Genomic DNA, 23,168 nt, shown 5'->3' on the forward strand with positions numbered 1-23,168 from the left:
AATGTGTTTCTCCTACCCGCGAGTATATCATCAAAGTTTGTTTAACATCGCAATGGGAATAAAGACTTGTACAAAAAAGGCTCCCTTTTAAGATTATGGTAATTTAAAAGGGGGCTATTGCTGTTTCCGTATTTTAGCTACCAATTGGAAAATTGACGTAACGTACATATCTCCCTTAATAAGGACGATTGTATTTTCGTCTAGAATTTCTTTTAACAGTTCATAAGCAAAAATCGTTTTGTTAAAGGCGTAGACCTGTAACTTTGAGCTACTTTCCTCTGCTTGGCTAGCAATTATACGTGCAAGAATACCTATTGTAATGAGTATATCTACATCTCGATGAGCGATCATTTCCCCTACTTGTTTATGAATAATATCACCCCAAGGCCCTAAACCCTTTATGCTGCCTATGATAGCAATTTTTTTCTTGCCTTCTCCAATCTCTGTTAACACTTTTAGGGCTGCTTCTAATGAGGTGGATGTCATGCTCCATGTGTCATCTAGTAGTATAGATCCATTCATTCCTTCAATTACTTGAAGCTGCCTATTGAATCTCTTGAATGTTTTCAATCGATCTGTAGCTTCTTGAAGATTTACGCCAATTTCATGGACAGCGGCAAGGGCGGAAAGTGCGTTATAAACTTGGTGCTCTCCAAATCCCGGCACGAATACAAGGTGATTTTCCTGCTGAAATTGGACATTAAATTGCATTCCGTCTTTGTGATAGTTAATATCGGTTGCTATAAAATGACAAGAGGAATCTTTTCCAACCTTTATAATCCGTCCATGATAATTTGTTAAATCTATTTTTCTTGTATTTATATCTTCGGCATTAATAATAAGTACCCCTTTGTGATCAAGGATAGTTGCCATTTCACCTTTAGCATGAATATATGATTCCACGGTTTTACAAAGTCCTAAGTGGTGTGCTCCTATATTCGTAATAATGCCTATTGTCGGTTTGAAATAATCTCCTGCGTTTAACACGTCTCCAGGTGCACCTACAGCCGCTTCAAATACAGCTGCCTCTGTTTCATTATCAATCTCGAGTAGGTATTGTAAGTGAGCAGTACGCGAATTACTGGTGCTGTTTGTAGCAGTAACCTTTTTATCTGTTAAGAGAATGTGTTTAATCATCTCTTTTGTAGTTGTCTTTCCAGAAGTTCCTGTAATGGCTACAACAGGAATATTAAAAAGGCTTCGGTAGTAATTTACAAATCTCCAATATGCTTCATCTGTATTTTTCACTTTGATAACAGTCAAATTCTCTAATGGTTTACTTTGGGTTAGGTCCTGATGAGTTACAAGTACTAATGGCAGAAACCTTCTCAGTTGTTCCCAGTTAACAATCTTCTTATTTGCAAAAAGAATTGTATTTTGTTTCTTTACTTGTTTAAGGCGGTAAGCGCCATAATGTACAAGCACATCATCAGATCCTAGGACCAACTCGCCATCAAAAATGGTTCTAATTTGCTTAACCGAGAGGGGTTTCATGATTATGTATTCACTCCTTTCACTTAAGACATATTATGTTTGCGTGCTCAATTTGCTTGTACAATTAGCCAAGATATGGTCACAGATATTAAGAACACTTATTTGCTGAGGAAGGGATTTTGATCCCGAGAGAATAGAAAAAATTGTCTAACTAAATTTCTCTTATATAACGAGTTGGATTAATTGAAGTTTACGTGAAACCAAAATAAAGGACACCTATTATGAAGGCGTCCTTTATTTAAATTTAAGAATTTGTGCTTATTATTGGAATCCAGCAAGATATTTGGCATATCGAAATGGTGAAGTGACTACCTTCTTATATAGTGCCCGATCGTCTATGCGGAGTGGAAAACGATGGTACGTATCTAGTGAATTCGCTTCTAGAATCCATACCTTCCCTTTGTGATCCACCATAAGGTCAATCCCGAGGTCCCCATAATTACCATATTGGTCAAATACATAACAAATTCTAGAGGATATTTTTTTTAACTCCTCTATTTTCTTTTGTGCTTTTTTATCATTCATTTGGAATGCAAGACGGAAAGTATCCATTCCGGAGCGAATAAAGCCATTCTGTGAAAAGTTTGTTATAATATTTCCTTTTTGTCCGAACTTCCCAAATATGCCTGTGCAATTCCATTGGTTCTTTTCGTCTTTTTGCATTATGACTCGGAAATCTATAGGTTGGGTTTCATACCTTTTCGTTATGATGGCCTGTTGGACAAGGTATTCTTTACTTTTAAGCTTAAATAACCATTGCTCAATAGATTTGCTGTTTTCAATAATGTTTTGATAGTTTTTTCCTTCGTCTCTTTGCTTGGGATACGTAACAAGGTATCCGTTATCCCTTTTATCCACTTTAAGGATCCCTTGTGAAAGGGTTCCGCCTGCCGGCTTTAGATAAATTGAGCCATATCTATCTAACATGTTATTTAACACGGTAATATCTGTTAGGGGTTCAGTAGCTGGGAGATGAGACCGAAGCCTTAAGTCTGGGGATAATCGTTTCCAAAGCTCCCATTTGTTGAAAGACCCATTGGAAAAGCTGTTGAAAACACGATCCCCCATCACAGTTAACAAAGCGTTGAATACAGTTTCTGGCATAGCTGTGCGATTATAAGCCGATCCTGGATAGGGAAACGTTCCGAACTTCCAACGATTTGAGGCGTTGCTGGCTTTCGGGTCAAAATAATATCCTTGAATTTGTTTCTTTTCAATATCAATTGTGTTCCATGCGCATATATAGACTAGTCCTTGAATACTCGCGTAATCAGAAAAATACTCACGGTAATGATTCAAGTTTGATAATGTCATTTCATCTAATTGAGAAAATACAATCAAGGCAATAACAGGGCCAAGTCTGAGGGTGGTGTCAGTTCTGTTCAACTCGTAGGGAAGCGTTTCAGGAATGGTGAATATGTTCTTCCATTGCTCAGGTAAACCGATTACATCTTCTGGGATATCGGTATTTATTTGAACTTGTACTTGTTGTTCCCAAGAACCAAATTGAAACGTCATAGGGCCCGGGGTTATTCCGAACTCATTTGCAGTTTTAATAGCCAAATGAATCTGATTGGTCGTTCCAGTTATCCATTTTATATGCATTTTCATCAACCTCTTTATATAGATTCTAATAACATAATATGCATTATTGAACTAATAGCTTGGGGGGATGATTGAAAAAGATAAATATAGACAATTGAACATACGAAAAGAAGGACATATACATAGTATAGTAGGATGCAAAAAAATCTTGTAAGTATGAGGTGACAAATAAGATGAAGAATCACTCACGAGAGATTATTCTGGGGAATTGGAAGTTTAATCAGATAGATATTAAGGACAAGAAGATTTATTCGAAATATATAAAAGACACGCAATATCCAACAGACTTATGGTCCTCTAATTTTGATTACCTTTGGGCTGTTTCCAATCCTAAATCAGTGCTCGTATTATGGAAAGTCATTAATAAAACGCTGGTTACGTTTAAGCTTTCAAAAAATCAAACTCTTCAACTTGCCTTTCCTCCATTTGGGCCGGGGAGCTCTGAAGAAATCACGGAAAGTTTATTGCAAAGTATGCATTATTGTCAACAATGGAACGAAAGAACTGGTGGAAAAACCCGGGTGAGGGCCGCTACTAAGCAGCAACTTGATTTTTTAAAGACTTCCCCTCTATTTGATCAGAACTTTAGTTATACGAAATCAAGGGGTGTTGACAAGCATATTAGCGTAAAGAAGGTGCTAGATTTAAGCGGCAAAGAATTCAAAGAGGTGAGAGAAAATAGAAACCGTTTTCTAAGGGACTATCCAGATGTTGTGGTTAGAAGGGCTAAACTCGAAGATTATGATGCCCTTCTAAACTTGAAACAAGCTTGGAATCAGACTCTAGGTAATAAATATTCAAGGATTTGGGATGATCGATTTTTCCAGCAAATCATGGAAAATCATCTGAGATTGGAGCATATTATACTCGTTGTGGAAACGAAGGAGAAAATAATAGGCATGGTAACAGGTGGAGTCCTTCCGCATGGTCAGGCTTGGAGTGCTTTTTTAAAACGTCGGGAGGGATATGATGGATTATCTGAATTTCTAAATGTAGAATTTGCTCGTGAAATTAATAAAGTGAATCCCAATGTGGAGACAATCAACTTAGGAATTGAAAGCGGTTTGAAAGCGGGCCGTCGGGGGTTTAAGGATAAGTTTAGGCCCGTATTCAACTCTGAAAGGTACCAAATCTTTCTGCAATGACAATATAGACTCTATTTAGTCTAGCTATGCGAACCTTTCTTGATTTAATCATAGGAAGGTTCTTTTTTATAGTTGTTGATGCAAGGTAGTTAGCATTGACACATAGCGGATTCCCCCTTATTATGCTAATAGACCAGTTGTTATAATATTGAGAGGTGTTTTAGTAATGAATGAAAAATTAAAGCCGAAAGACGTTCTAATTGAGACGGCATCACGACTTTTTAGATTACGTGGATATTGCGGAGTGGGCCTGAATGACATAATTGAAGAGAGTGGAATCCCCAAAGGCTCATTATATTATTATTTTCCAGAAGGCAAAGAACAATTGGCGATTGAAGCGATTATTCATACGAAAAAACTCGTTATGGAAGAAATTCGAACCGTTTTTGATGGTATTTCTGATCCAATAGATGCTTTTCAAGCTCATGTGTATGAATTATCCAAGGTTTTTGGAGAAGGCGGCAATCCTGTAGGTTCTCCGATAGGAACAATTGCCGGTGAAAAACATTCCACGAGTGAACCGATCCGGATGGCGTGTGAATCAGCTTTTAGGGATTGGCAATCCATTTATACTGAGAAGTTTCTTGAAGGAAACTATACTGAGCAGCAATCAACAAATTTAGCCATCGTTTTACATGCGCTAATTGAAGGCGGTATCCTTTTAGCTTTAACTATGAAGAGTGGCAAACCACTTGAAGCGATAGCAGAACAAATTCCATTATTACTTATTAAAAAATAAATCACATATCGTATAAACAAAGGTCGATTCAGTTAATCAACGGAGGGAATTTTTATGTCTACAATTGCAAATCAACAAAATCACAGAGCTATAAAATCGACCCCAATTTTAATTTCCTTTTTAATTGCAGGATTCATCGGATTATTTAGCGAAACCGCTTTAAATATGGCACTTGGAAGTTTAATGAATGAATTGAAAGTTGTTTCCTCTACAGTACAGTGGTTAACGACAGGTTACTTACTGACTATGGGTATACTAATTCCCGTTTCCGCACTTTTAATACAATGGTTTAGTACTCGGCAATTATTCGTTGCTTCGTTACTTTTTTCAATTATTGGATCGATAGTCGCCGGAATGGCACCCGTTTTCGGGGTATTACTCCTAGGTCGTGTCATTCAAGCAATCGGAACGGGCTTATTGATACCACTTATGTTTAATACAGTATTAATAATTTTCCCTATTAATAAAAGAGGTACAATTATGGGGTTAATGGGGCTTGTCATGATGGCTGCACCTGCTATTGGACCAGCTACTGCAGGGTTAATCATCGAAAAGTTGAGTTGGAACTGGATTTTTTGGGTTACCATTCCGTTTCTCGTTTTTGCATTAGTATATGGACTGGCTTTTATGCAAAATGTTTCGGTTCTAACAAAACCTAAAATAGATGTGTTTTCAATCTTGCTATCGACTGTTGGGTTTGGCGGAATTGTGTACGGTTTTAGCGTCGCGGGAGACAAAGGATGGGGAAGTTTACTCGTAATAAGTACAATTATTATTGGTATAATTGCTCTTCTAATATTTTCGTTAAGACAGCTTAAACTCGATAAGCCAATGTTAGATTTACGTACTTTTAAATATCCAATGTATACGTTAGGTGTATTTAGTGTATTTGTTACATTCATGATCATTTTGTCATCAATGATTCTTTTGCCTTTATATCTACAAACTGGACTCGGACTAACTGCTCTTACTGCTGGTCTTGTGCTCATCCCAGGGGGTGTTATAAATGGAATTATGTCTCCAATCGTAGGACGTGTATTCGATAAATATGGTCCCAAATGGCTTATTACACCTGGTTTTATCATTATGATCATCATGTTATGGAATCTATCGAATGTAACAACTGAAACTTCTATTCCAATAATTATATTTCTGCATTCATTTCTCTTGATTGGCGTGGCGTTAGTTATGATGCCTGCGCAGACAAATGGTCTGAATGAGCTACCGAGAAATCTGTATCCAGACGGAACAGCTTTGTTAAACACTTTACAGCAAGTATCTGGTGCTATTGGAACAGCTGTCGCAATCACAATCATGTCAGCTTCTCAAAGTAGTTTCTTGAAGAACGTTGCGGATCCATCAGATCCATCTGTCGCTAGTACTTCATTAACCGCTGGTGTACAAACGGCATTTATATTGGGAATTGTACTTGCGATTAGCGGATTAATTATGTCGTTTTTTATAAAGTCCTCAAGAGAGCTTTAGAAAAACAAAGAGGTGTATATTGAAGAAATCCCTACTCAATTGAGTGGGGATTTTTAAATGTACTTTAAAATGGACCTAAATAAGTTTAGAGCATTTGTTGGGACTTTTTTCTGTTGTGTGATTAACCATAATAGTAGAAAGTTTTACATAGACTAAACGGTATGGTGGGACAAATAACTCTAATTATAGTTTTAATGAAAGATCTATAGATCGGGGAGGTTTCGGTTTTATTGATTGAAAAAGCGCTTTTGACCATAATCATATTAAGAATTTTTTCGGGAAGTATAGATATCACAGCAGCGATGTTGATGTATCGATTTAATGATTTAGAAAAAGCCTTTTACATCAATACATTACTGGCACTGGTGGGTCCTGTTGTGCTAATTATTACAACGGGAGTAGCATTATTCGGCTTGGCGGAAAAAATATCTGTAATCCGGATGGTTTTTCTCTTTTCTGGGATTATATTCATCCTAATTAGCCTGAAGATGGAATAATACTACAGTTTTCATCGTTGGAGTGTTCATTTTTACGTTCTGACTCTCTGATTCTATAGGTGAAAAGTCATGTTTTGCGGATATAAGTTCAGAAGTGTCGGATATATGCTGCGAACAGTCGGATATACGTTCTGAAGTGTCGGATATATGTCCCCAAGTGTCGGATAAAACCCTCAAAGTGTCGGATATACAACTCGGACAGAATAGTATTGGAAATTAGATTACATTAAAATCATTCTACTTCTACAACAAAGGTAAAGGACATATTGCCGTTCGACCATTCTGCTCGTACTTCATAAATATATCTTCCTGGTGCATCTGGTATTGTAATTTGATTGTCCTCTAAATGAACTCTTGTGTCGTTAGGATTCCATAAGTATGCATTCAAATTAGGATTCTGTGGAATCTGGATTGTTGCAACACTGTTTGGTTTGGCCATAATTGCTGTGAAATGTTCGGCCATTTGGGTAGGGCCCGCATGGTCAGTTGTTACGGTTTGATTTCCTATACTCCATTGGTAACCTCCACTTGCCATGTCATAACGGGTATCGTTAATAGTAACGAATCCGTTTAAGGTAGGAGGGAATTCATTGTTTATTAAATCAAACTTTGGCAACGACTGTTCAGTTGTTGTATTTTCAATTATCATTTTCTCGTTTGCGCAACCCGTTATCAAACATAATGAAAATGCGAAAACTGTAATGAGTACTAGTTTAGCTTTCAAAATAGTTTGCCTCCTTTTGTGATTTGACGGTTCGCGTATAGATAGGTTTCATCCTATTTTAGATAAAAAAATCAAACCATTCGGTCAGAATTCCCGAAGAGTTTGATTTTTCATTTCTCATCACGAACCTTTAATAGTTTTACAAGTACAAAGGAGATAAGAAGGAAAATAGTGATTAATGCAATAACACCTTCCCAACCAAACTTGGACCAAAGAAATCCTCCAGCGGTTCCGCCGACGCTAGATCCGAAATAGTAGAAAAATAAATATAAGGAAGAAGCTTGTGCCCGATCGTGTTTGGCGCGATTACTGACCCAGCTACTTGCTATGGAGTGGGCACCGAAAAAGCCGAAAGTCAGGATGGTAATGCCTATAATTTTGAGGATTAAAGTACCGTTTAACGTAATAAGCGCACCGAAAAGCATTAGTGCAATCCCGGCGAATAAGATTCTTTGACGCCCGTGCTTATTTGCTAAATTACCAAACCATGTTGAACTAACAGTACCAACTAAATATACGATGAAAATCGAACCAACAATCGTTGTACTTAAGGAATAAGGAGGTGCGAGAAGCTTAAAACCAATATAGTTATACAGCGTAACAAAGCTAGCCATCAAGAAAAATCCTGTTGCGTACAATTTGAGCAGAGTAGTGTCTTTTAAATGCGAAACAAGTGAACTTGTTAAAGAGCCAAGCTGTAGTTTTTGCGGTTTAAAATGTTTGGACTGTGGCAATGCCGTAACGAAATAAATACTAATTAGTAAACTCAATACTCCAATACAAATCATTCCAACTTGCCAATTGAAAATGTCCGTCAGAGTTCCCATTATAATACGACCGGCTAATCCACCTACGGAATTTCCGCTAATATAAAGTCCCATTGCCATTCCGAGGTCTCTTGAATTCATTTCTTCCCCTAGGTAGGCCATTGCAATTGCCGGAAGGCCCGCAAATGCCACACCTTGAATAATGCGTAGCACGAGCAACACTTCAAATGTAGGTGAAAATGCAATAGCCATTGTTAATATAGAAGCCGTGAAAATGGATATGGTCATCAAACGTTTACGTCCCCATGCTTCTGAAAGGGAACCGACAATAACAAGACTTACCGCTAAGGAGAACGTTGTAAGTGATAATGATAAACTTGCAAATGCAGGGGAAACTTCAAATTCCTTTGAAAATAGCGGGAGAATTGGTTGTGTAATATATAAATTCATAAATGTAATAAATCCCGCCGCAAATAATGCCCAGTTCGTGCGACTAAATTCGGGCGTGCCTCTTTGAATATAGTTCATTTCCACGTCTCCTAAACGAATCAATAGTGCATAGAATATGTATTTGAATATGACGTTCATTATATATAGTAAGAGTTAAAAGGGCAATGCATATTAAATACTCCGAAAACGATACTGTTTGTATGAACTGCAAGGATTTGGTATATTATAAGTAATATGAAATCTTTGATGTGGCCAAGTAAATAAGAAATGTGAAACAGAGAGTATAGCGAATTGCTGAAAGCTATATCACCACTCCTTATTGAAACCTTCCACGGAGGCGTTATGACAACATAACCGAATCGTTTTCGTTACAAAACGTATTAGAGGGCTTAATTTTATTTGAGCTGAACTAAGGTGGTACCACGTCCATACAACACAAAGACGTCCTTATAGTAGGGGCATCTTTGTGTTTTTTTATTTTTAAGCCAAGAACACCCGTGACTTCAGTCATGGGATGAATTGGTTGGAATTGAATAAATCTGAAAATTTCATTCTTGCATACAGAACATACATTCTGTATAATTGAGAGTAGGAATGGAGGTGAAAACGATGTCGAAACCAGAAAAAAAGAAGTTCGGTGTTCAAAAAGGAATCCTGAAATTAGGTTCCAAACAAGAGTACCTTGCGCTCAGAAAGTTAAGTCATTTAAGTAAAAACATGTACAACGTCGGACTTTACAGCGTACGTCAACACTTTTTTGAAACGAAAAAGTATTTAAATTACAATAAGAATTATCACCTTTGTAAGACAAATGAAAACTACGCATTCATGGGCACGGCCGCTGCTCAACAAACATTGATGAAGGTAGAGGAAAACTTTAAAAGTTTTTTTGGCTTACTTAAAATTAAAGACCGAAAAACTCGGATCCCAAATTACCTTAAGAAAGACTCTTTTTTTGAGTTGAGTTATCCTCAGTTTAAATTACAAGAAGATGGGACATGTAACATCCCGACTTCCTCAGCGTTTAAAAAAGAATACGGGGCGATTACCATCCAATTCCCAACAAACTTACAGGCGGAAGACATAGTGGAAATACGCATCATCCCGAAGTACAACGCACATTATTTCGAAATAGAATTTGTGTATGAAGTGCAAGTTGAAGAGACTAACTTGGATGAAAATGAAGCTCTTTCTATTGATTTGGGTATTGCCAACCTGGCCGCTTGTTTAGATACACTGGGCAATGCTTTTATCATCGATGGCAAACGGATAAAATCGGCAAATCAATGGTACAACAAAGAAAATGCACGGCTCCAATCCATAAAAGACAAACAGCAGATTGTTCATCTAACGAACGGTCAAGTCCGTTTGTTGCGAAAGCGCAACCATATTTTACGCGATATTTTAAACAAAACCACACACTACATGATCCAGCATTGCCTGGAACATGGAATCGGTAAAATTGTTGTTGGTCACAATCTGGGCTGGAAAAATAAAAGCAAGATGGGCAAACAAGCAAATCAACGCTTCGTACAAATTCCAAATAGTGTACTAATGAATAAAATCGAAAGCATGTGTGAACGCTATGGGATTCAATTCACAAGACAGGAAGAATCCTATACTTCAAAAGCAAGTTTTCTAGATAATGACCCAATTCCAATTTACGGAGAAATAACAGAAAGCAAACCTATTTTCAGTGGGAAACGTGTTTCCCGCGGGCTCTATCAAACGGGGCATTCCGTTCGAATCAATGCGGATATGAACGGCGCGGCAAATATCTTACGTAAATGTACCCATACATCCGCTTTGGCGGGCAAGGTGGTTAGGGGGCTTTTGGCGGCCCCAGTGAGAATTAAATTGGTTTAATTTTTTATCAATTGAAACTTGCAGAATCTCGTTACTTTAGTGACGAGTAGTTCAATATAAGGAGGAAAAATCAATGACAAATTTACAGAAGAGTGACTTTTCAAAATGGTATATTGATACAATTCAAAAAGCAGATTTAATGGATTATACACCAGTTCGGGGTTGTATCGCTTTTAAACCGGACGGCTATGAAATTTGGGAACATATTCAAGATGAAATGAATAAACGTTTTAAAGCAACGGGTCATCGTAATGCATACTTCCCGATGCTCATTCCTGAGTCTTTCTTTCAAAAAGAGAAAGATCACATCGAAGGTTTTGCACCAGAACTTCCTTGGGTTACGGAGGCGGCGGGTGAAAAGTTAGAAGAGCGTCTTGCATTACGCCCTACTTCTGAAACAATGATTGGTCACTTATATTCGGATTGGATAAAGAGTTACCGTGACCTTCCAGTGTTAATTAACCAATGGGCAAACGTATTCCGCTGGGAAAAGAAAACATTACCATTCATTCGTACGTCTGAATTTTTATGGCAGGAGGGACATACTGCTCACGTAGATGAAGAAGAAGCACGTGCGGAAACGATGCAAATGCTTAATATTTACAAAGAAGTGGTAGAAGAACTCTTAGCAATTCCGGTATACGATGGCCAAAAAACACCATCTGAACGTTTTGCAGGGGCTATAGATACGTATTCAATCGAGGCAATGATGAAAGATGGAAAAGCTGTTCAAGCTGGGACATCTCATTACTTAGGGACAAAGTTTGCAAACGCTTTTGATATAAAGTATTTGAATAAAGAAAACAAACATGAATTTGTACATACTACTTCATGGGGAACGTCGACACGATTAATCGGTTCTGTCATTATGGTACATGGTGATGAACAAGGACTTGTATTGCCTCCGAGAGTTGCTGCAACTCAGGTTGTGCTCATTCCGGTTGGTCCTTGGAAAAAGAATCCCGCAATTATGGAAAAGTTGGATGAAATCTTTGCTTCATTGAAAGAAAAAGGGGTTCGTGTACGTTTGGATGATTCCGATCAATCCCCGGGCTACAAATTCAATGAATGGGAACTAAAAGGCGTTCCGGTACGTGTGGAATTAGGGCCACGTGACTTGGAAAAGGATCAAGCGCTTATAAAAGCACGCGATGAAGGCGAAAAAGAAGCAGTAGAGCTTTCAGTACTTGTCGCTAGAATTGAAGAAGAATTAGTGACGATGCAAGCCCGCTTACTTACAAAAGCCCGTGCGTTCCGTGAAACACATTCTCATACACATATCGATTCACTTGAACAACTAACAAAACATATTGCGGATTCTGCAGATAGCGAAGAGATCCCTGGATGGGTTCTTGCGGGTTGGTGTGGAGACGATGTTTGTGAAGAACATGTAAAAGAAACAACGAAATTCACAACACGCAATATCCCATTCAATCCACCAACAACGAAATCAACATGCATTAATTGTGGAAACAAATCCAAACATACCGTGTGGTTCGCAAGGGCATATTAACTCCCGAGAAATTGCATCTGGAAATCAATTATGGTATGATTATAGAACGCCAAAAAATTAGTGAGTGATAATTATGAGTGCATTTATAAATTCACGTAAATATAGTATGAAAACGCAAAAACCCTTGACTGAAATCAGTCGAGGGTTTTTGTTGCCTGAGGGAAAGAATTCATTTGGAGGTGGAGTGTTATGAGTAAAGAAATTAAGCCAAATGCTTCAATAATAGCTGTATGGGTTAGTTTAATTAGCAATATACTGCTCACCATCCTAAAGATTACTGTCGGGACTCTTTTTAACAGTCCGGTATTGCTTGCCGATGGTTTTCATAATGCGGGCGATGTTGTGGCATCTGCTGCGGCACTCACATCCATGCGTATTTCCAAACGTCCAGCAGATGATGATCATCCATATGGACATGGTAAAGCAGAAGTAATCGGGTCGGGTATTGTGGCAATCATTTTGGGATTGGCCGCAATCTACATTGCTTTTGAGGCTGTATCTGCGATTTTTGAAGAGCCCGCGAAAGCCAGTATCCTTGCATTGCTCACCGCCATTCTTTCTCTTATATGGAAGCAAGCCTTATATGTATATACAATCCGAATTGGGAAATTGACGAATAGTAAAGGATTGATTGCAACTGCGTATGATCATCTTGCGGATGTATATGCATCGCTCGCGGCAGTTGTTGGTATAGGCCTCGCGCTTTTAGGAGATGCCTTCCAGATTCCTTTTCTTTCGTACGGAGACCCAATTGCTGGCTTTATAGTATCCATATTGGTATTCAAGCTTGCTTACCAAATCGGACTTGAAGCACTAGATACCCTTATGGAAAAAAGCGTCAGTCCGGAAAGGTTGGAGGATTTTTCCTCTTTAATTTTATCGATTCCAGAGGTGAAAAGAATTGACAGACTGCGTGCAAGAGAGCACGGACATTATATATTGGTAGATCTTCGAGTAGCGATTCTTGGTGATTTAACAATTCAAGAAGGTCATGACATATTACGAGAAATTAAAAAAGTAATTATGGAAAAGCACTCCGATGTAGATGAAGTACTCGTTCATTTAAACCCTTGGTATAAGATAGGGGATTAAAAGGTATGGATTGTCAAACTAGCCATTCATCTTGTAGTAATTATCAAATGATCATTCAGAGTGGAAAAATCACGTAAAATAGCTTCCAACAAAAAATGTCGGAAGCCAATTTCATGTTTAATTTTCAGGGCCGAGATTAAGAGATTCTAGCATCCTACTTAGCAGTTCAACCGCTGTGATTAGACCTTTTCCGCCGCCTTGAACGAAGGCATCGTTTCCGCCACCTTTTCCATCAATCAAAGGGAGCACTTTAGCTGAAACTGTTTTCATACTTATTGGATTAGAAGCCCCACGTGCAGCGACGAATTGCAACTGGTCATCATTTACAGCAACGAGAAGGACGTAAACATCTTCTATATCAGTCACTAATACTCTAGCCAGCTTTTGCAATTCTTGTATGCTTCGGTTATCGTATACTGCCTTTATGATCCCGCTTTCCTGTGTGTTCAATAAATCTTTTGCTTCATATGCTAAAACTTTTTCTCTGGATTCTTTTAAGAGCTTTTCAAGCGAATGATTCGTCTCCAATAACTTTTCTATAGCGATACAAACATTATCTTCTGGAACACTTAATAACTTCGATGCAACGGCTAACTCTTGGTTTTTTTGCTTTAATTGTTGAAATACACGTCCACCGCAAACGAAATGTACTCGTGTTTTTTGTTTTTGTTTTTCGGTATGTAAAATCTTGATCATACGAACTTGTCCAGTTGAAGAAGGATGCGTACCGCCACAACCGTTCGTATCATAGTTTGGAATGATCACAAGTCGAATTTCGCCTGTAACGGCAACGTTTTTTCGCAATGAGTAATCGATAAGCTCGTCTTCAGAAATCCATTTTGTTTCAATAGGCCTGTTTTCTAAAATAATATCATTTGCCAATAATTCAGCAGCATCCAATTGTTCGGTTGTAATGCTTTCCACATCTATGTCGATTGAAACAATCTCGCGACCTAAATAGAAGCTGACAGTAGGCAAACCGAACAATTCTACAAATGCTGCGGTCAAAATATGTTGCCCCGCATGTTGCTGCATATGGTCAAATCTTCGGTCCCAATCAATCTCACCATTTACTTCATCTTCGCAATTAAGTTTTTCCTTCATGAAATGACGAATTTCTCCATCCTCTTCTTCAACATTAACTACATGTATTCCATTCAAAAATCCAGTATCATGAGGTTGTCCACCGCCAGTGGGATAAAAAGCGGTATTTTCCAATACGACATACGGGTTACCTTCTGTATCTTGCGATTCTTTAATCACGTTTGTTAAAAATTGCTTTTGATAGGTATCCTCATAATAAAAGCGGTTTTTTAGCATGAAATGAACTCCATTCTGTATTTTCTTGGAAAAATAGAGAACCAAAACCTGATGGGTTCGGATTCTCTGATATTTCAATCCAATTTCACAATTTTATTTGGATTCAATAAATTGTCTGGATCAAGTGCACGTTTTATCTTTTCCATTACAAGCAAAGCAGTCCCGTGTTCGCGTTCTTGGTACTTCTGTTTTCCGATACCAACTCCATGTTCACCTGTACATGTACCTCCACGTTCAAGTGCATACATTACAATTCGTTCATTTAAGTCGTCCGCTTTTGCTATTTCTTCAGAATCATTCATGTCCATCATTAATAATACGTGGAAGTTCCCGTCACCGACATGTCCAACAATACCACCGATTAGCCCTAATTCATGAACGGTTTCACGTGCATATTCAACTGCACCCGCAAGTTCTGAAATCGGAAGACATACATCCGTCACCATCATTTTTTTACCCGGATATCCATGGATAAAGGCATAAGCTAGGTTATGACGAGCCTCCCAAAGTCTATTTCTTCCAGCATTATCAGTTTCAAATTCAATACCTTCACAATGATGGTCTGCCACAATCATCGTTGTAAAATCAACGTCTGATTTTAGTCCCGCCTCATTTCCGTGGAATTCTAGGAAAAGAGTTGGTTTTTCTATATAATTTGTTTCACTATAAATATTTGTTTGTTTCATTGAAGGTTCATCTACTAATTCCACACGTGCAATTGGAATTCCGGCTTGTAAAATAGAAACAACGGCTTCAACCGCATCATTTATTGTAGGGAAAGATGCTCTGGCAGCTGTAATATGTTCTGGAATTCCATGAACGAGAAGGGTTAATTCGGTAAAACAACCAAGTGTCCCTTCTGACCCGACGAATAAACCGTTTAAGTGGTATCCAGATGCAGATTTTGCCGCTAAGTTTCCTGTGTGAATGATTGTACCATCGGCCATAACAACCTCTAAATCACGTACTTGGTCTCGCATCACACCGTATTTTACAGATGTCGTTCCACTAGCGTTTGTTGCAGCCATACCACCGAGAGTTGCATCCGCTCCAGGATCTACAGAGAAAAACAAGCCATGTTTTTTCAAACGTTGGTTTAACTGAGTACGCGTTACACCCGGTTGAACCTTCACAAGGAAGTCATTTTCTTTAACATCTAATATCTGATTCATTAAAGAGAAGTCAATTGTAATTCCTCCCTTCAAAGGGATAACATGACCTTCTAGACTTGATCCGAGTCCAAAAGGGATGACAGGAATTTGGTGTTCTTTCGAAACAATCATTACATTACTCACATCTTGCGTCGATTCCGGGAACACAACGATATCTGGGAGCTGCTGAGCATGGTACGATTCGTCACGCCCATGAAGTTCGCGAACCGTTGTATTGATTGTCACTTGTTCGTCTTTAAGAACCTTTTTTAAAGCATCTGTTATAATTTTGATTGAGTTCGTCATTTTTATTTAGCTCCTTAAATGGGATGATGGTTTATGTATTTTTCAGTTCCTATTCACTTATGCTATAAATTCGCACTACTTAATAGTATACGTTTTAATGTCAACAATTCAACTTACGATGAAATAAAAAGCTTCTCACTTATTAATGTGAGAAGCTTTGTCCATTCTTTTTCGCGCAGATTGAAATTTGGATACTACCTGTTCATATTTTTCATACCAGATGTTTTTTATAATAATAGCGATAGCCAGTAAAAGTAGTAGTATAAGTGTAGAAGTAATTAGTATTTGAAAGAATCGGGCTTCATCATATTTTCCATAACCAAAGTTTACAATAGTGATACTACTTAAAAGAGTAATGGAAGCAACAGACAAAAGACAAAATAGGTAGTCAACATTCTTTCGTCTAAGGAAACGTATAAAGTGCAAACATATAAAAATAATGAAAATTAAATATGTCAAAAATATGAGATAATCGAATAGAATGATTACTTTGTCTTTTCCCATTTAATATCCTCCTTTTAAAATATTTAATTGCTATAACAAGCAATATACTAATCTATACCCTTTTCAACTTGTAAATATGCATATGAATCGTATAAAGAAAGCAAGGGACTGTCATGTCGACAAGTCCCTTGCTCAGTTTTTACTCTACAATTTCAAAGCTTTTCAGCATATGATGGAATCTTGCACCGTGACCCTCTGCAGCTTCGAGGAAGTAGTTTTCTCTAATAACGTAACTTCCTTCTTTGCCATTGCTGATCAAATAAAGATGAACAACTTTAGCATCCCAGCTATTGCCGTTCAAGCCGTGTAGTAGAAATCCTTCGACTGGCTCAGTGACCATTTCAATTTCACGTAGCTCTGGAAAATCTGTTTTCAGATCCGCTTCAATTTTCTTCACAAGATCTTCTGGTTTTTCATCTGCAACTTGCTTAATTTCCATAGTAACTTCTGGATACTTTTCTGGAAGAGGTTCAATTGTGGTTATTGTATCTGCATTTTCACCAGGTATCATTTTGTACCGTGTTTCATCGATATATATTATATATTCTGAGTCTTTTCCTTCATTTAGGTTGACATCGGTAGGTTCATCCTGACCTTCGATGTTTTGAATAATTTCTTTTTCCGGGACGAATATGTCTTTAATGCCTTTTACAAAGGCCATTCCAGGATCTGTTTGTAGAGTGAATACAATAGCGATTGCTGCAGCGGCAGTGGCAATAATAGGGATAACTCTGTTTTTCTTTTTCACTTTCTTCACATCTCCTCTTTTAGGTGGTTTTTCACTAAATAATTCATTTTCCAAACCTGTCCAAATCTCATCTTGTAGCTGAGATAAATCTTTTTCTGTATGCTTTTTTAATTCTTTAACGATTTGATCATCTAAGTTACTCATTACTTACCCTCCTCGCCAGTTCGTTCCAACTGTTCTTTTAGCCTTTTTCGACCTTTGAACAACCGTGACTTTAGCGTATTGTGATTCAATCCTAAAATGTCCGCAATTTCGATTTCAGTAAACCCTTTTATATATTTTAAAATGAGTGGGATTCTATGGGAATCATCTAGTGATTGAATCGTGTCGTACAAATCGGATAACTGGTCAAAAGATTCCTCTATAAGTGCTGGATCATTTTCAACATCAATATGCCCATTTTTTAATAGGGGAGCTTCTTTTTTTAATAAGCGAAGGCACTCATTTGTTAATATTCGATAAAACCACGGATCGAATGGTAAATCGGGATTGTAGCTCCCTATTTGGCGGAAGACCCGAATGAACGTTTCTTGTACGGCATCTTTTGCCATTTCGGTGTTCCGTGTAATTGCAGAAGCTGTACGAATTGCGTAATTCGAATAAGCTTGATAGAAAAGTCGAAACGATTCTTTATCTCCATTTTTTATTTTTTCAATCCAATTGTCTTGCATCATATGGGACTTACTCCTTTCTAGACAACAGTAACTTGACCGCTCTTATTATATATACCCCTAAAATGATTAAAAAGTTTTCAGGAGGTGAAAATTCCTTTTAATAGCGGGTGTTTCTTTGTACACATGTTAACAAACTCTTTGAAATGGCTATCAAAAGTAGACAAGTCTGTTGCAAGTAAGCCGGTAATCCCAATGGGTGTATCGCCAAGGCGTTTTTGGACAGTACGTGCACGGATGCATCTTGCTACAGGGACTATCAAGTATTGAGGCACTTGTGATGTCTCGAGCAGGTGTTGAAGCGGACGCAGGATCTGCCGGATAGAAAGTTTTAGATAGTCAATTAGTAGATGAAAGGACATTTTAATTTTTTAATATAATCATTGTTCTGCTTGTTGATTTTACTAAAGAATTAAAGAACCAATAAGTATTCACAATAATAAGCCTATAGCATTTTCTGCAATGCCATGCCTTAAAGATGTGGATAAACAAAAATAAAACCTCCCTATAATATGGGAAGGTTTTTTCGTTCATTTATAGAGTGTTGGATCCATCCATGACGACCATATATATTAATTAATTATTGCTGTTATACTCATAGTAGAGCAGTTGTGATATAATCTAATTACTACAAAACAATGAAAGGGGTGTGAGAGTATGTCCCAGTTAGCCAATATTCCTTGGAACTTAATTCTACCGATTCTAATTTTGCAACTCATTTTAATGGTTGTGGCATTAGTTGATATCATTCGAAATCAGAGGACGAACGGGCCTTTTATCATGTGGGTTTTAATCATCGTTCTAGTTAATATCATTGGACCAATTCTATATTTCATTTTTGGGAGGCGACAAAATTGAATCCGATTTTACAGGTGAAAGAGTTAACAAAGATTTATGGTGATTTTAAAGCTACAGATGGGATTTCCTTTGAAATAGCCAAGAACACCTCAACTGCACTAATTGGCCCAAACGGATCTGGAAAAACAACGACACTGGCAATGCTTGCTGGGCTTGTCGAGCCGTCGCGTGGGGTTATAAAATTCCATAATAGTGCATCAACGGACATTCGTTCAATCATCGGTTTTCTACCACAATATCCAAAGTTCTTCCCATGGCTTTCGGCATTTGAATTTGTAGAAATGGCCGCATTGCTAAGTGGCTTGGAAACGAAAAAAGCGTCGATCGAGGCAAAGAAAACATTGGGATTTGTAGGTCTAGATGGTGAGTTGAAAAAGAAAGTTGGAACGTTCTCAGGTGGCATGAAACAAAGACTAGGTCTTGCCCAAGCCATCGTTCATAAGCCGAAACTGCTGCTACTCGATGAACCAGTGTCAGCGCTGGATCCGGTCGGTCGGCGTCAAATCATGAATCTATTAAAAGAGTTGCAGCAAGAAACAACGATATTATACTCTACACATATTTTAAATGATGCAGAAGAAATGACTGATCAGCTTCTTTTTTTAAGGGAGGGACGGCTTGTCGAACAAGGATCACTTGACGATGTTCGTAACCGATATGCGGAACCGAAAATCATTATTGAATTTGAAGAAAGTCAAGAAATGCAGCGTTTTCTTCAAGTATCGCCTTGGAATACGAGTGTACAAGGATTAATCGTATCAATAGATGTACGTTTAAATGATGTAGAAATGTCTTCTATATTGATGAAGTTATCAAACGAGAAGTTTCAAGTCCGAAAGGTCGAACGACAAACAGCGAGCTTGGAAGAAATTTTCATGCAAGTGGCGGTGATTAAATGAATTCTTTTCGTGTTTTGCTAAAGAAAGAAGCACGTGAAAACAGTCGGAACTATAAAATGTTATGGATTCCACTCGTCTTTATCATTTTCGGTATTTTGGAACCGATAACGAATCACTTTCTCCCAGAAATTATGAAAAGTGTAGGGAATATGCCTGAGGGTACTGAATTTCTTTGGCCTGAATTTCAAGGAGAGGATATTTTTACATCTCTTCTTGGGCAATATCAGTCTATTGGTGTACTTGTTATTATACTTGCATTTATGGGTTCGATTTCGGGTGAACGAAAAAGTGGGACGGCTACGCTATTATATGTTCGCCCAATTTCGTTTCGAAACTACTTTTTGAGTAAGTGGATTATTGTCAATGCAATCGTTCTTGGTAGTGTGTGGCTTGGATTTATGGCTAGTTGGTATTATATTGAACTGCTTTTTAATTCGGTTGACGTGGGACATGTTTTACTGTTCATAACTACGTATAGTCTATCGATTATTTTCGTTGTGACTATTGTTTTGACTTTAAGTGCATCGCTTCCTACAGGTGGTACGGCTGGAGTAGCTATTGTGATCACATTAGTGTTTCAAATTATAGATTCTCTCCTTGGACAGCATTGGAAGATTTCTCCGTGGAAGCTACCACTATATGCAACACAGTGGTTTCAAGGAGATTTGAATATGCAGGATTTCTGGTCGAGTATTGCAGCTACGATTATTTTAATAATAGGGCTGATTTTAATTGGAATTACTATGTCGAAACGTAACGCAGCAAATACTACAATTTAAATGTCGAAATAAATTTGCCATTCTTCAGAATTAAACCTAAACTTAACCTTAGGCATATATTATAATACTAGAATTCAAATTTTATAGAAAGGAGATGATTATTATGGAGGCAACAGAGATACTTGAGGAAAAACAAGTAATGGCTTCACGAAGTCATGCTTCACCACAGATGACAGTAGGTGCATGGATATTAACGTTTGTCATTTTGATGATCCCACTTGTGAATATTGTAATGATGTTCATATGGGCTTTCGATGCAACAAGTTTAAGACGTAATTTTGCCCGTGCTTATTTATTAATCTGGGGAATTATGATTGTACTATCAATCATTGCAGCAATCACTTTAGTCGCATTGGGGGCATTTTCTGGAATTTTCTCTAGCTTTATGTAGTTTTATTAATGTGCAATAGGTAAAGTATGGGTCACAGTACTAACGCTATTAACTATTGCTTCAGGCGGAAATATGGGTGTGGTGATTAGTATACGATACTTACGCCCAGAGACTTAGGTAATAGATGCACTTCAAGAAGTTATTCGTTTTTTTTTGGGGAAGAGGGTCAGTCACATGAGCATTCGAAATTCAGAACGTTTTTTAACAGCATACAACCGTATTGAAAAATCTATGGAGAAAACTATCGGATTATCAGGTTATATGCCTTTTTTCAAATTAATTGACAGAGCAAAAAAGGTCAATGCAGTTGTAAAGAAGTTTGAAGATGATTTACGTGAGTATGCTGGCTTACGTAATGCAATTGTGCATCATCGAACAGAAATAGAATATGCAATTGCTGAACCCCATGATGATATTGTTGAGTTGATTGAGTATATTGATAGAGAACTCTCAAAACCTAAAACGGTTGGTGAGATATTTCAACGGAAAGTTCATTCGTTACGCTCGTCAGACACCCTTGATAAGGGTCTTAAATTGATTCTTGAAAAAAGGTTTAACCAAATCCCTATTTATGAAGATCGTAAATTTATAGGGCTGATCACTACTGAAGGCATTACCTATTGGCTTGCAGACCAGTACGCAAAAGGCAACATTTCCCGGGAAATCCCGACGTTGCTCGACATTTATCGTCATGAGAACAAAAAGAATACGTATCGCTTTATTAATAAAGGATTGTCTGTTTATGAGGCTGAGGAATATTTCAAAGAATCTGTCGTAAGAGGGAAACGTCTTGACGCACTCCTGATTACCGAAAATGGCCTAATTGAAGAAAAGTTACTAGGAATTATAACTCCATTGGATCTTATAAAAATAGATTGAAAAACGAACGTATGCAGATTTGGCATACGTTCGTTTTTTCTGTTAAGAACCGGGTGATTTTTCTGCACTTGAAGAACTGTTTTTTGTTTTATGGTGTATTTTTTCATCCTCTAATTCCATGCGTAAGTCTTCAAGGGGTATGGAATCGACAGTTTTCATATCTTCGTGCATATCGTAAATACTTTCCTTATCTGTGCGTAAATTTTCGGGATTGTCCATATACGGTCCTTCAGCATCTTTTCGATCACGCTCTGTGAATACTTTCTTTTTCGTCATTTTTCTCACGTCCCTTTCGTTGTTAATCTATGATTCATTGTCTATGTATACTTCACTCTTTCCTGAAAGTTAAACACAAAAAACTCTTCCTTATGTTTATCCTTTTTTTTGAAGGGTAAATTAATGGAAATACGAATGAATTAAAAAGAATGTGAGGAATCAATTTCTTATGGAAAAAAAGAAATATGTTGGGACGTATCATTCAATCGATAATGTACTTTACAAAGTAACGGAACTAACAGCACAAGGCTATTCGGAAAGTGATATGTTTGCAGTTTCACGGGAGCAGGATAATCTTTCCATGCTACATGGTCAGACGGGTATTGATTTAATCGGTGGTCATGGGTCCACTTGGATAGACCGTTTCAAGGTGTATGTAAGGGGCGATGAACCCGTTCTTGATGCACTCATTCGAATGGGTTTTTCGGTAAAGGAATCGAAGATGTATTTTGATGAAGTGAAGAATGGTGGTATTGCACTATTCGTCGATAAAGAGTTTGGGAAACAAAATGATGGGATGGATAGCAGCAGAGAGCCTAATCGTAGTGGCCAGGAGATGGAAGATATTCATCTGAATGAGGAAAGCGATGGTGTAACTCCTCGGATCAATACGCACAACTTGTAAAACAAAAAGGAATCAACCCTAATCCAGGATTGATTCCTTTATTTATTTGTTTTTATCATGTGTTCTTTCTTTTAATTCGCCAATCTTTTCCTGTGCTTTACCTTTTAATTTATCAAGCTTACCTTTAGCCTGCAGTGAAGTGTTATCTATTGCGTTACCAATTTGATCTTTCGCTTCACCTTTTATTTTATTTACCGAACCTTTAAGCTTATCTGAGAACCCTTTGTCCGTCATATTAAAAACCTCCATTTTTTATTTTATAGTTATTAATTACCCTTCTAATACTGTTTTAAACATATAGTATAAATTTATACGGGTATAAGGGACTGAGGTAGACCTATGAAAATGAATCTAAACGATGTGGCGAAAAATGTCGAAATATAA

Annotated in this window: 23 protein-coding genes, 1 pseudogene and 1 other annotated feature; of the genes and pseudogenes, 14 read left to right on the forward strand and 10 right to left on the reverse strand. The window is 37.6% G+C overall.

Annotated features, from left to right (window positions below; translation table 11 throughout):
- Positions 1–114 precede the first annotated feature (114 nt).
- Positions 115–1,494 (reverse strand): Mur ligase family protein, encoded by a 1,380-nt coding sequence (locus ACP8HH_RS00340; RefSeq protein ID WP_438314261.1) that lies wholly within the window; start codon positions 1,492–1,494, stop codon positions 115–117.
- A gap of 261 nt (positions 1,495–1,755) precedes the next feature.
- Complete coding sequence (locus ACP8HH_RS00345; protein WP_438314263.1) at positions 1,756–3,099, reverse strand: YheC/YheD family protein; 1,344 nt, start codon at positions 3,097–3,099, stop codon at positions 1,756–1,758.
- Between the two features lie 173 nt (positions 3,100–3,272).
- On the opposite strand from ACP8HH_RS00345, the gene ACP8HH_RS00350 reads away from it, so the two are divergent.
- The 4 genes and pseudogenes from ACP8HH_RS00350 to ACP8HH_RS00365 all read left to right on the forward strand — a co-directional run bounded on the left by ACP8HH_RS00350 (position 3,273) and on the right by ACP8HH_RS00365 (position 6,965).
- A complete protein-coding gene (locus ACP8HH_RS00350) occupies positions 3,273–4,244 on the forward strand; it encodes a phosphatidylglycerol lysyltransferase domain-containing protein (RefSeq protein ID WP_438314266.1) in 972 nt (323 codons plus the stop codon).
- Positions 4,245–4,410: 166 nt separating this feature from the next.
- On the forward strand, positions 4,411–4,983 hold the full coding sequence (locus tag ACP8HH_RS00355) for a TetR/AcrR family transcriptional regulator (RefSeq protein ID WP_438314269.1): 573 nt from the start codon (positions 4,411–4,413) through the stop codon (positions 4,981–4,983).
- A 35-nt stretch (positions 4,984–5,018) separates the two neighbouring features.
- Positions 5,019–6,468: pseudogene (locus tag ACP8HH_RS00360) on the forward strand (DHA2 family efflux MFS transporter permease subunit).
- Between the two features lie 230 nt (positions 6,469–6,698).
- On the forward strand, positions 6,699–6,965 hold the full coding sequence (locus ACP8HH_RS00365; protein WP_438314272.1) for a YqhV family protein: 267 nt from the start codon (positions 6,699–6,701) through the stop codon (positions 6,963–6,965).
- 232 nt (positions 6,966–7,197) lie between these two features.
- Here ACP8HH_RS00365 and ACP8HH_RS00370 read toward each other — a convergent pair whose 3' ends face one another.
- The gene (locus ACP8HH_RS00370; protein WP_438314274.1) at positions 7,198–7,689 is read right to left on the reverse strand and encodes a hypothetical protein; all 492 of its coding nucleotides are present in this window, start codon (positions 7,687–7,689) and stop codon (positions 7,198–7,200) included.
- 110 nt (positions 7,690–7,799) lie between these two features.
- Positions 7,800–8,984 carry an MFS transporter gene (locus tag ACP8HH_RS00375; RefSeq protein WP_438314277.1) on the reverse strand — a complete coding sequence of 395 codons (1,185 nt, stop codon included), beginning with the start codon at positions 8,982–8,984 and terminating at the stop codon, positions 7,800–7,802.
- Positions 8,985–9,140: 156 nt separating this feature from the next.
- Positions 9,141–9,358 (forward strand) — a binding site (T-box leader).
- Positions 9,359–9,515: 157 nt separating this feature from the next.
- Here ACP8HH_RS00375 and ACP8HH_RS00380 point away from each other — a divergent pair.
- The 3 genes from ACP8HH_RS00380 to ACP8HH_RS00390 all read left to right on the forward strand — a co-directional run bounded on the left by ACP8HH_RS00380 (position 9,516) and on the right by ACP8HH_RS00390 (position 13,377).
- The gene (locus ACP8HH_RS00380; protein ID WP_438314279.1) at positions 9,516–10,772 is read left to right on the forward strand and encodes an RNA-guided endonuclease InsQ/TnpB family protein; all 1,257 of its coding nucleotides are present in this window, start codon (positions 9,516–9,518) and stop codon (positions 10,770–10,772) included.
- 73 nt (positions 10,773–10,845) lie between these two features.
- On the forward strand, positions 10,846–12,285 hold the full coding sequence (proS, locus tag ACP8HH_RS00385; RefSeq protein ID WP_438314282.1) for a proline--tRNA ligase: 1,440 nt from the start codon (positions 10,846–10,848) through the stop codon (positions 12,283–12,285).
- Between the two features lie 189 nt (positions 12,286–12,474).
- A complete protein-coding gene (locus ACP8HH_RS00390; RefSeq protein ID WP_438314285.1) occupies positions 12,475–13,377 on the forward strand; it encodes a cation diffusion facilitator family transporter in 903 nt (300 codons plus the stop codon).
- Between the two features lie 117 nt (positions 13,378–13,494).
- On the opposite strand, the gene ACP8HH_RS00395 is transcribed toward ACP8HH_RS00390, so the two are convergent.
- The 4 genes from ACP8HH_RS00395 to ACP8HH_RS00410 form a co-directional block, all read right to left on the reverse strand.
- Positions 13,495–14,697: an alanyl-tRNA editing protein gene (locus ACP8HH_RS00395; protein ID WP_438314287.1), complete on the reverse strand. Its 1,203-nt coding sequence runs from the start codon at positions 14,695–14,697 to the stop codon at positions 13,495–13,497.
- A gap of 74 nt (positions 14,698–14,771) precedes the next feature.
- Positions 14,772–16,154: an FAD-binding oxidoreductase gene (locus ACP8HH_RS00400; protein ID WP_438314290.1), complete on the reverse strand. Its 1,383-nt coding sequence runs from the start codon at positions 16,152–16,154 to the stop codon at positions 14,772–14,774.
- 643 nt (positions 16,155–16,797) lie between these two features.
- Positions 16,798–17,550, reverse strand: coding sequence for a hypothetical protein (locus tag ACP8HH_RS00405; RefSeq protein WP_438314292.1), 753 nt, complete (start codon positions 17,548–17,550; stop codon positions 16,798–16,800).
- A complete protein-coding gene (locus ACP8HH_RS00410; protein ID WP_438314294.1) occupies positions 17,550–18,080 on the reverse strand; it encodes an RNA polymerase sigma factor in 531 nt (176 codons plus the stop codon). The genes ACP8HH_RS00405 and ACP8HH_RS00410 overlap by 1 nt, the downstream gene beginning before the upstream one ends.
- A 138-nt stretch (positions 18,081–18,218) precedes the next feature.
- On the opposite strand from ACP8HH_RS00410, the gene ACP8HH_RS00415 reads away from it, so the two are divergent.
- The 6 genes from ACP8HH_RS00415 to ACP8HH_RS00440 all read left to right on the forward strand — a co-directional run bounded on the left by ACP8HH_RS00415 (position 18,219) and on the right by ACP8HH_RS00440 (position 21,883).
- Positions 18,219–18,347: a hypothetical protein gene (locus ACP8HH_RS00415; protein WP_438314297.1), complete on the forward strand. Its 129-nt coding sequence runs from the start codon at positions 18,219–18,221 to the stop codon at positions 18,345–18,347.
- Between the two features lie 387 nt (positions 18,348–18,734).
- Positions 18,735–18,935: a PLD nuclease N-terminal domain-containing protein gene (locus tag ACP8HH_RS00420; protein WP_438314299.1), complete on the forward strand. Its 201-nt coding sequence runs from the start codon at positions 18,735–18,737 to the stop codon at positions 18,933–18,935.
- Positions 18,932–19,834, forward strand: a complete 903-nt coding sequence (locus ACP8HH_RS00425) for an ABC transporter ATP-binding protein (RefSeq protein ID WP_438314302.1) — start codon at positions 18,932–18,934, stop codon at positions 19,832–19,834. Before ACP8HH_RS00420 ends, ACP8HH_RS00425 begins: the two co-directional genes overlap by 4 nt.
- Positions 19,831–20,613, forward strand: coding sequence for an ABC transporter permease (locus tag ACP8HH_RS00430; protein WP_438314304.1), 783 nt, complete (start codon positions 19,831–19,833; stop codon positions 20,611–20,613). The genes ACP8HH_RS00425 and ACP8HH_RS00430 overlap by 4 nt, the downstream gene beginning before the upstream one ends.
- Positions 20,614–20,716: 103 nt before the next feature.
- Entirely contained in the window at positions 20,717–21,004 is a 288-nt protein-coding gene (locus tag ACP8HH_RS00435; RefSeq protein ID WP_438314307.1) for a hypothetical protein, read from the forward strand.
- Between the two features lie 174 nt (positions 21,005–21,178).
- Positions 21,179–21,883, forward strand: a complete 705-nt coding sequence (locus ACP8HH_RS00440; RefSeq protein WP_438314309.1) for a CBS domain-containing protein — start codon at positions 21,179–21,181, stop codon at positions 21,881–21,883.
- Positions 21,884–21,925: 42 nt separating this feature from the next.
- Here the strand turns inward: ACP8HH_RS00440 and ACP8HH_RS00445 are convergent, their stop codons facing one another.
- Positions 21,926–22,159 carry a hypothetical protein gene (locus ACP8HH_RS00445; protein WP_438314312.1) on the reverse strand — a complete coding sequence of 78 codons (234 nt, stop codon included), beginning with the start codon at positions 22,157–22,159 and terminating at the stop codon, positions 21,926–21,928.
- A 169-nt stretch (positions 22,160–22,328) separates the two neighbouring features.
- Between ACP8HH_RS00445 and ACP8HH_RS00450 the strand changes: the two genes are divergently transcribed.
- Complete coding sequence (locus ACP8HH_RS00450) at positions 22,329–22,784, forward strand: general stress protein (protein WP_438314315.1); 456 nt, start codon at positions 22,329–22,331, stop codon at positions 22,782–22,784.
- 42 nt (positions 22,785–22,826) lie between these two features.
- Here ACP8HH_RS00450 and ACP8HH_RS00455 read toward each other — a convergent pair whose 3' ends face one another.
- Positions 22,827–23,018 (reverse strand): CsbD family protein, encoded by a 192-nt coding sequence (locus ACP8HH_RS00455; RefSeq protein WP_438314318.1) that lies wholly within the window; start codon positions 23,016–23,018, stop codon positions 22,827–22,829.
- Positions 23,019–23,168 lie beyond the last annotated feature (150 nt).

Source organism: Sporosarcina sp. FA9 (assembly GCF_051550205.1).
Lineage (GTDB): Bacteria > Bacillota > Bacilli > Bacillales_A > Planococcaceae > Sporosarcina.

Excerpts from the sequence above, each read along its gene's own strand:
- ACP8HH_RS00390 (WP_438314285.1), top strand. The coding sequence starts at position 12,475 with ATGAGTAAAGAAATTAAGCCAAATGCTTCAATAATAGCTGTATGGGTT.
- proS (WP_438314282.1), top strand. The coding sequence starts at position 10,846 with ATGACAAATTTACAGAAGAGTGACTTTTCAAAATGGTATATTGATACA.
- ACP8HH_RS00445 (WP_438314312.1), bottom strand. The coding sequence starts at position 22,159 with ATGACGAAAAAGAAAGTATTCACAGAGCGTGATCGAAAAGATGCTGAA.
- ACP8HH_RS00350 (WP_438314266.1), top strand. The coding sequence starts at position 3,273 with ATGAAGAATCACTCACGAGAGATTATTCTGGGGAATTGGAAGTTTAAT.
- ACP8HH_RS00420 (WP_438314299.1), top strand. The coding sequence starts at position 18,735 with ATGTCCCAGTTAGCCAATATTCCTTGGAACTTAATTCTACCGATTCTA.
- ACP8HH_RS00455 (WP_438314318.1), bottom strand. The coding sequence starts at position 23,018 with ATGACGGACAAAGGGTTCTCAGATAAGCTTAAAGGTTCGGTAAATAAA.
- ACP8HH_RS00450 (WP_438314315.1), top strand. The coding sequence starts at position 22,329 with ATGGAAAAAAAGAAATATGTTGGGACGTATCATTCAATCGATAATGTA.
- ACP8HH_RS00410 (WP_438314294.1), bottom strand. The coding sequence starts at position 18,080 with ATGATGCAAGACAATTGGATTGAAAAAATAAAAAATGGAGATAAAGAA.
- ACP8HH_RS00375 (WP_438314277.1), bottom strand. The coding sequence starts at position 8,984 with ATGAACTATATTCAAAGAGGCACGCCCGAATTTAGTCGCACGAACTGG.
- ACP8HH_RS00430 (WP_438314304.1), top strand. The coding sequence starts at position 19,831 with ATGAATTCTTTTCGTGTTTTGCTAAAGAAAGAAGCACGTGAAAACAGT.
- ACP8HH_RS00355 (WP_438314269.1), top strand. The coding sequence starts at position 4,411 with ATGAATGAAAAATTAAAGCCGAAAGACGTTCTAATTGAGACGGCATCA.
- ACP8HH_RS00380 (WP_438314279.1), top strand. The coding sequence starts at position 9,516 with ATGTCGAAACCAGAAAAAAAGAAGTTCGGTGTTCAAAAAGGAATCCTG.
- ACP8HH_RS00395 (WP_438314287.1), bottom strand. The coding sequence starts at position 14,697 with ATGCTAAAAAACCGCTTTTATTATGAGGATACCTATCAAAAGCAATTT.
- ACP8HH_RS00400 (WP_438314290.1), bottom strand. The coding sequence starts at position 16,154 with ATGACGAACTCAATCAAAATTATAACAGATGCTTTAAAAAAGGTTCTT.
- ACP8HH_RS00340 (WP_438314261.1), bottom strand. The coding sequence starts at position 1,494 with ATGAAACCCCTCTCGGTTAAGCAAATTAGAACCATTTTTGATGGCGAG.
- ACP8HH_RS00405 (WP_438314292.1), bottom strand. The coding sequence starts at position 17,550 with ATGAGTAACTTAGATGATCAAATCGTTAAAGAATTAAAAAAGCATACA.
- ACP8HH_RS00435 (WP_438314307.1), top strand. The coding sequence starts at position 20,717 with ATGGAGGCAACAGAGATACTTGAGGAAAAACAAGTAATGGCTTCACGA.
- ACP8HH_RS00345 (WP_438314263.1), bottom strand. The coding sequence starts at position 3,099 with ATGCATATAAAATGGATAACTGGAACGACCAATCAGATTCATTTGGCT.
- ACP8HH_RS00440 (WP_438314309.1), top strand. The coding sequence starts at position 21,179 with ATGAGCATTCGAAATTCAGAACGTTTTTTAACAGCATACAACCGTATT.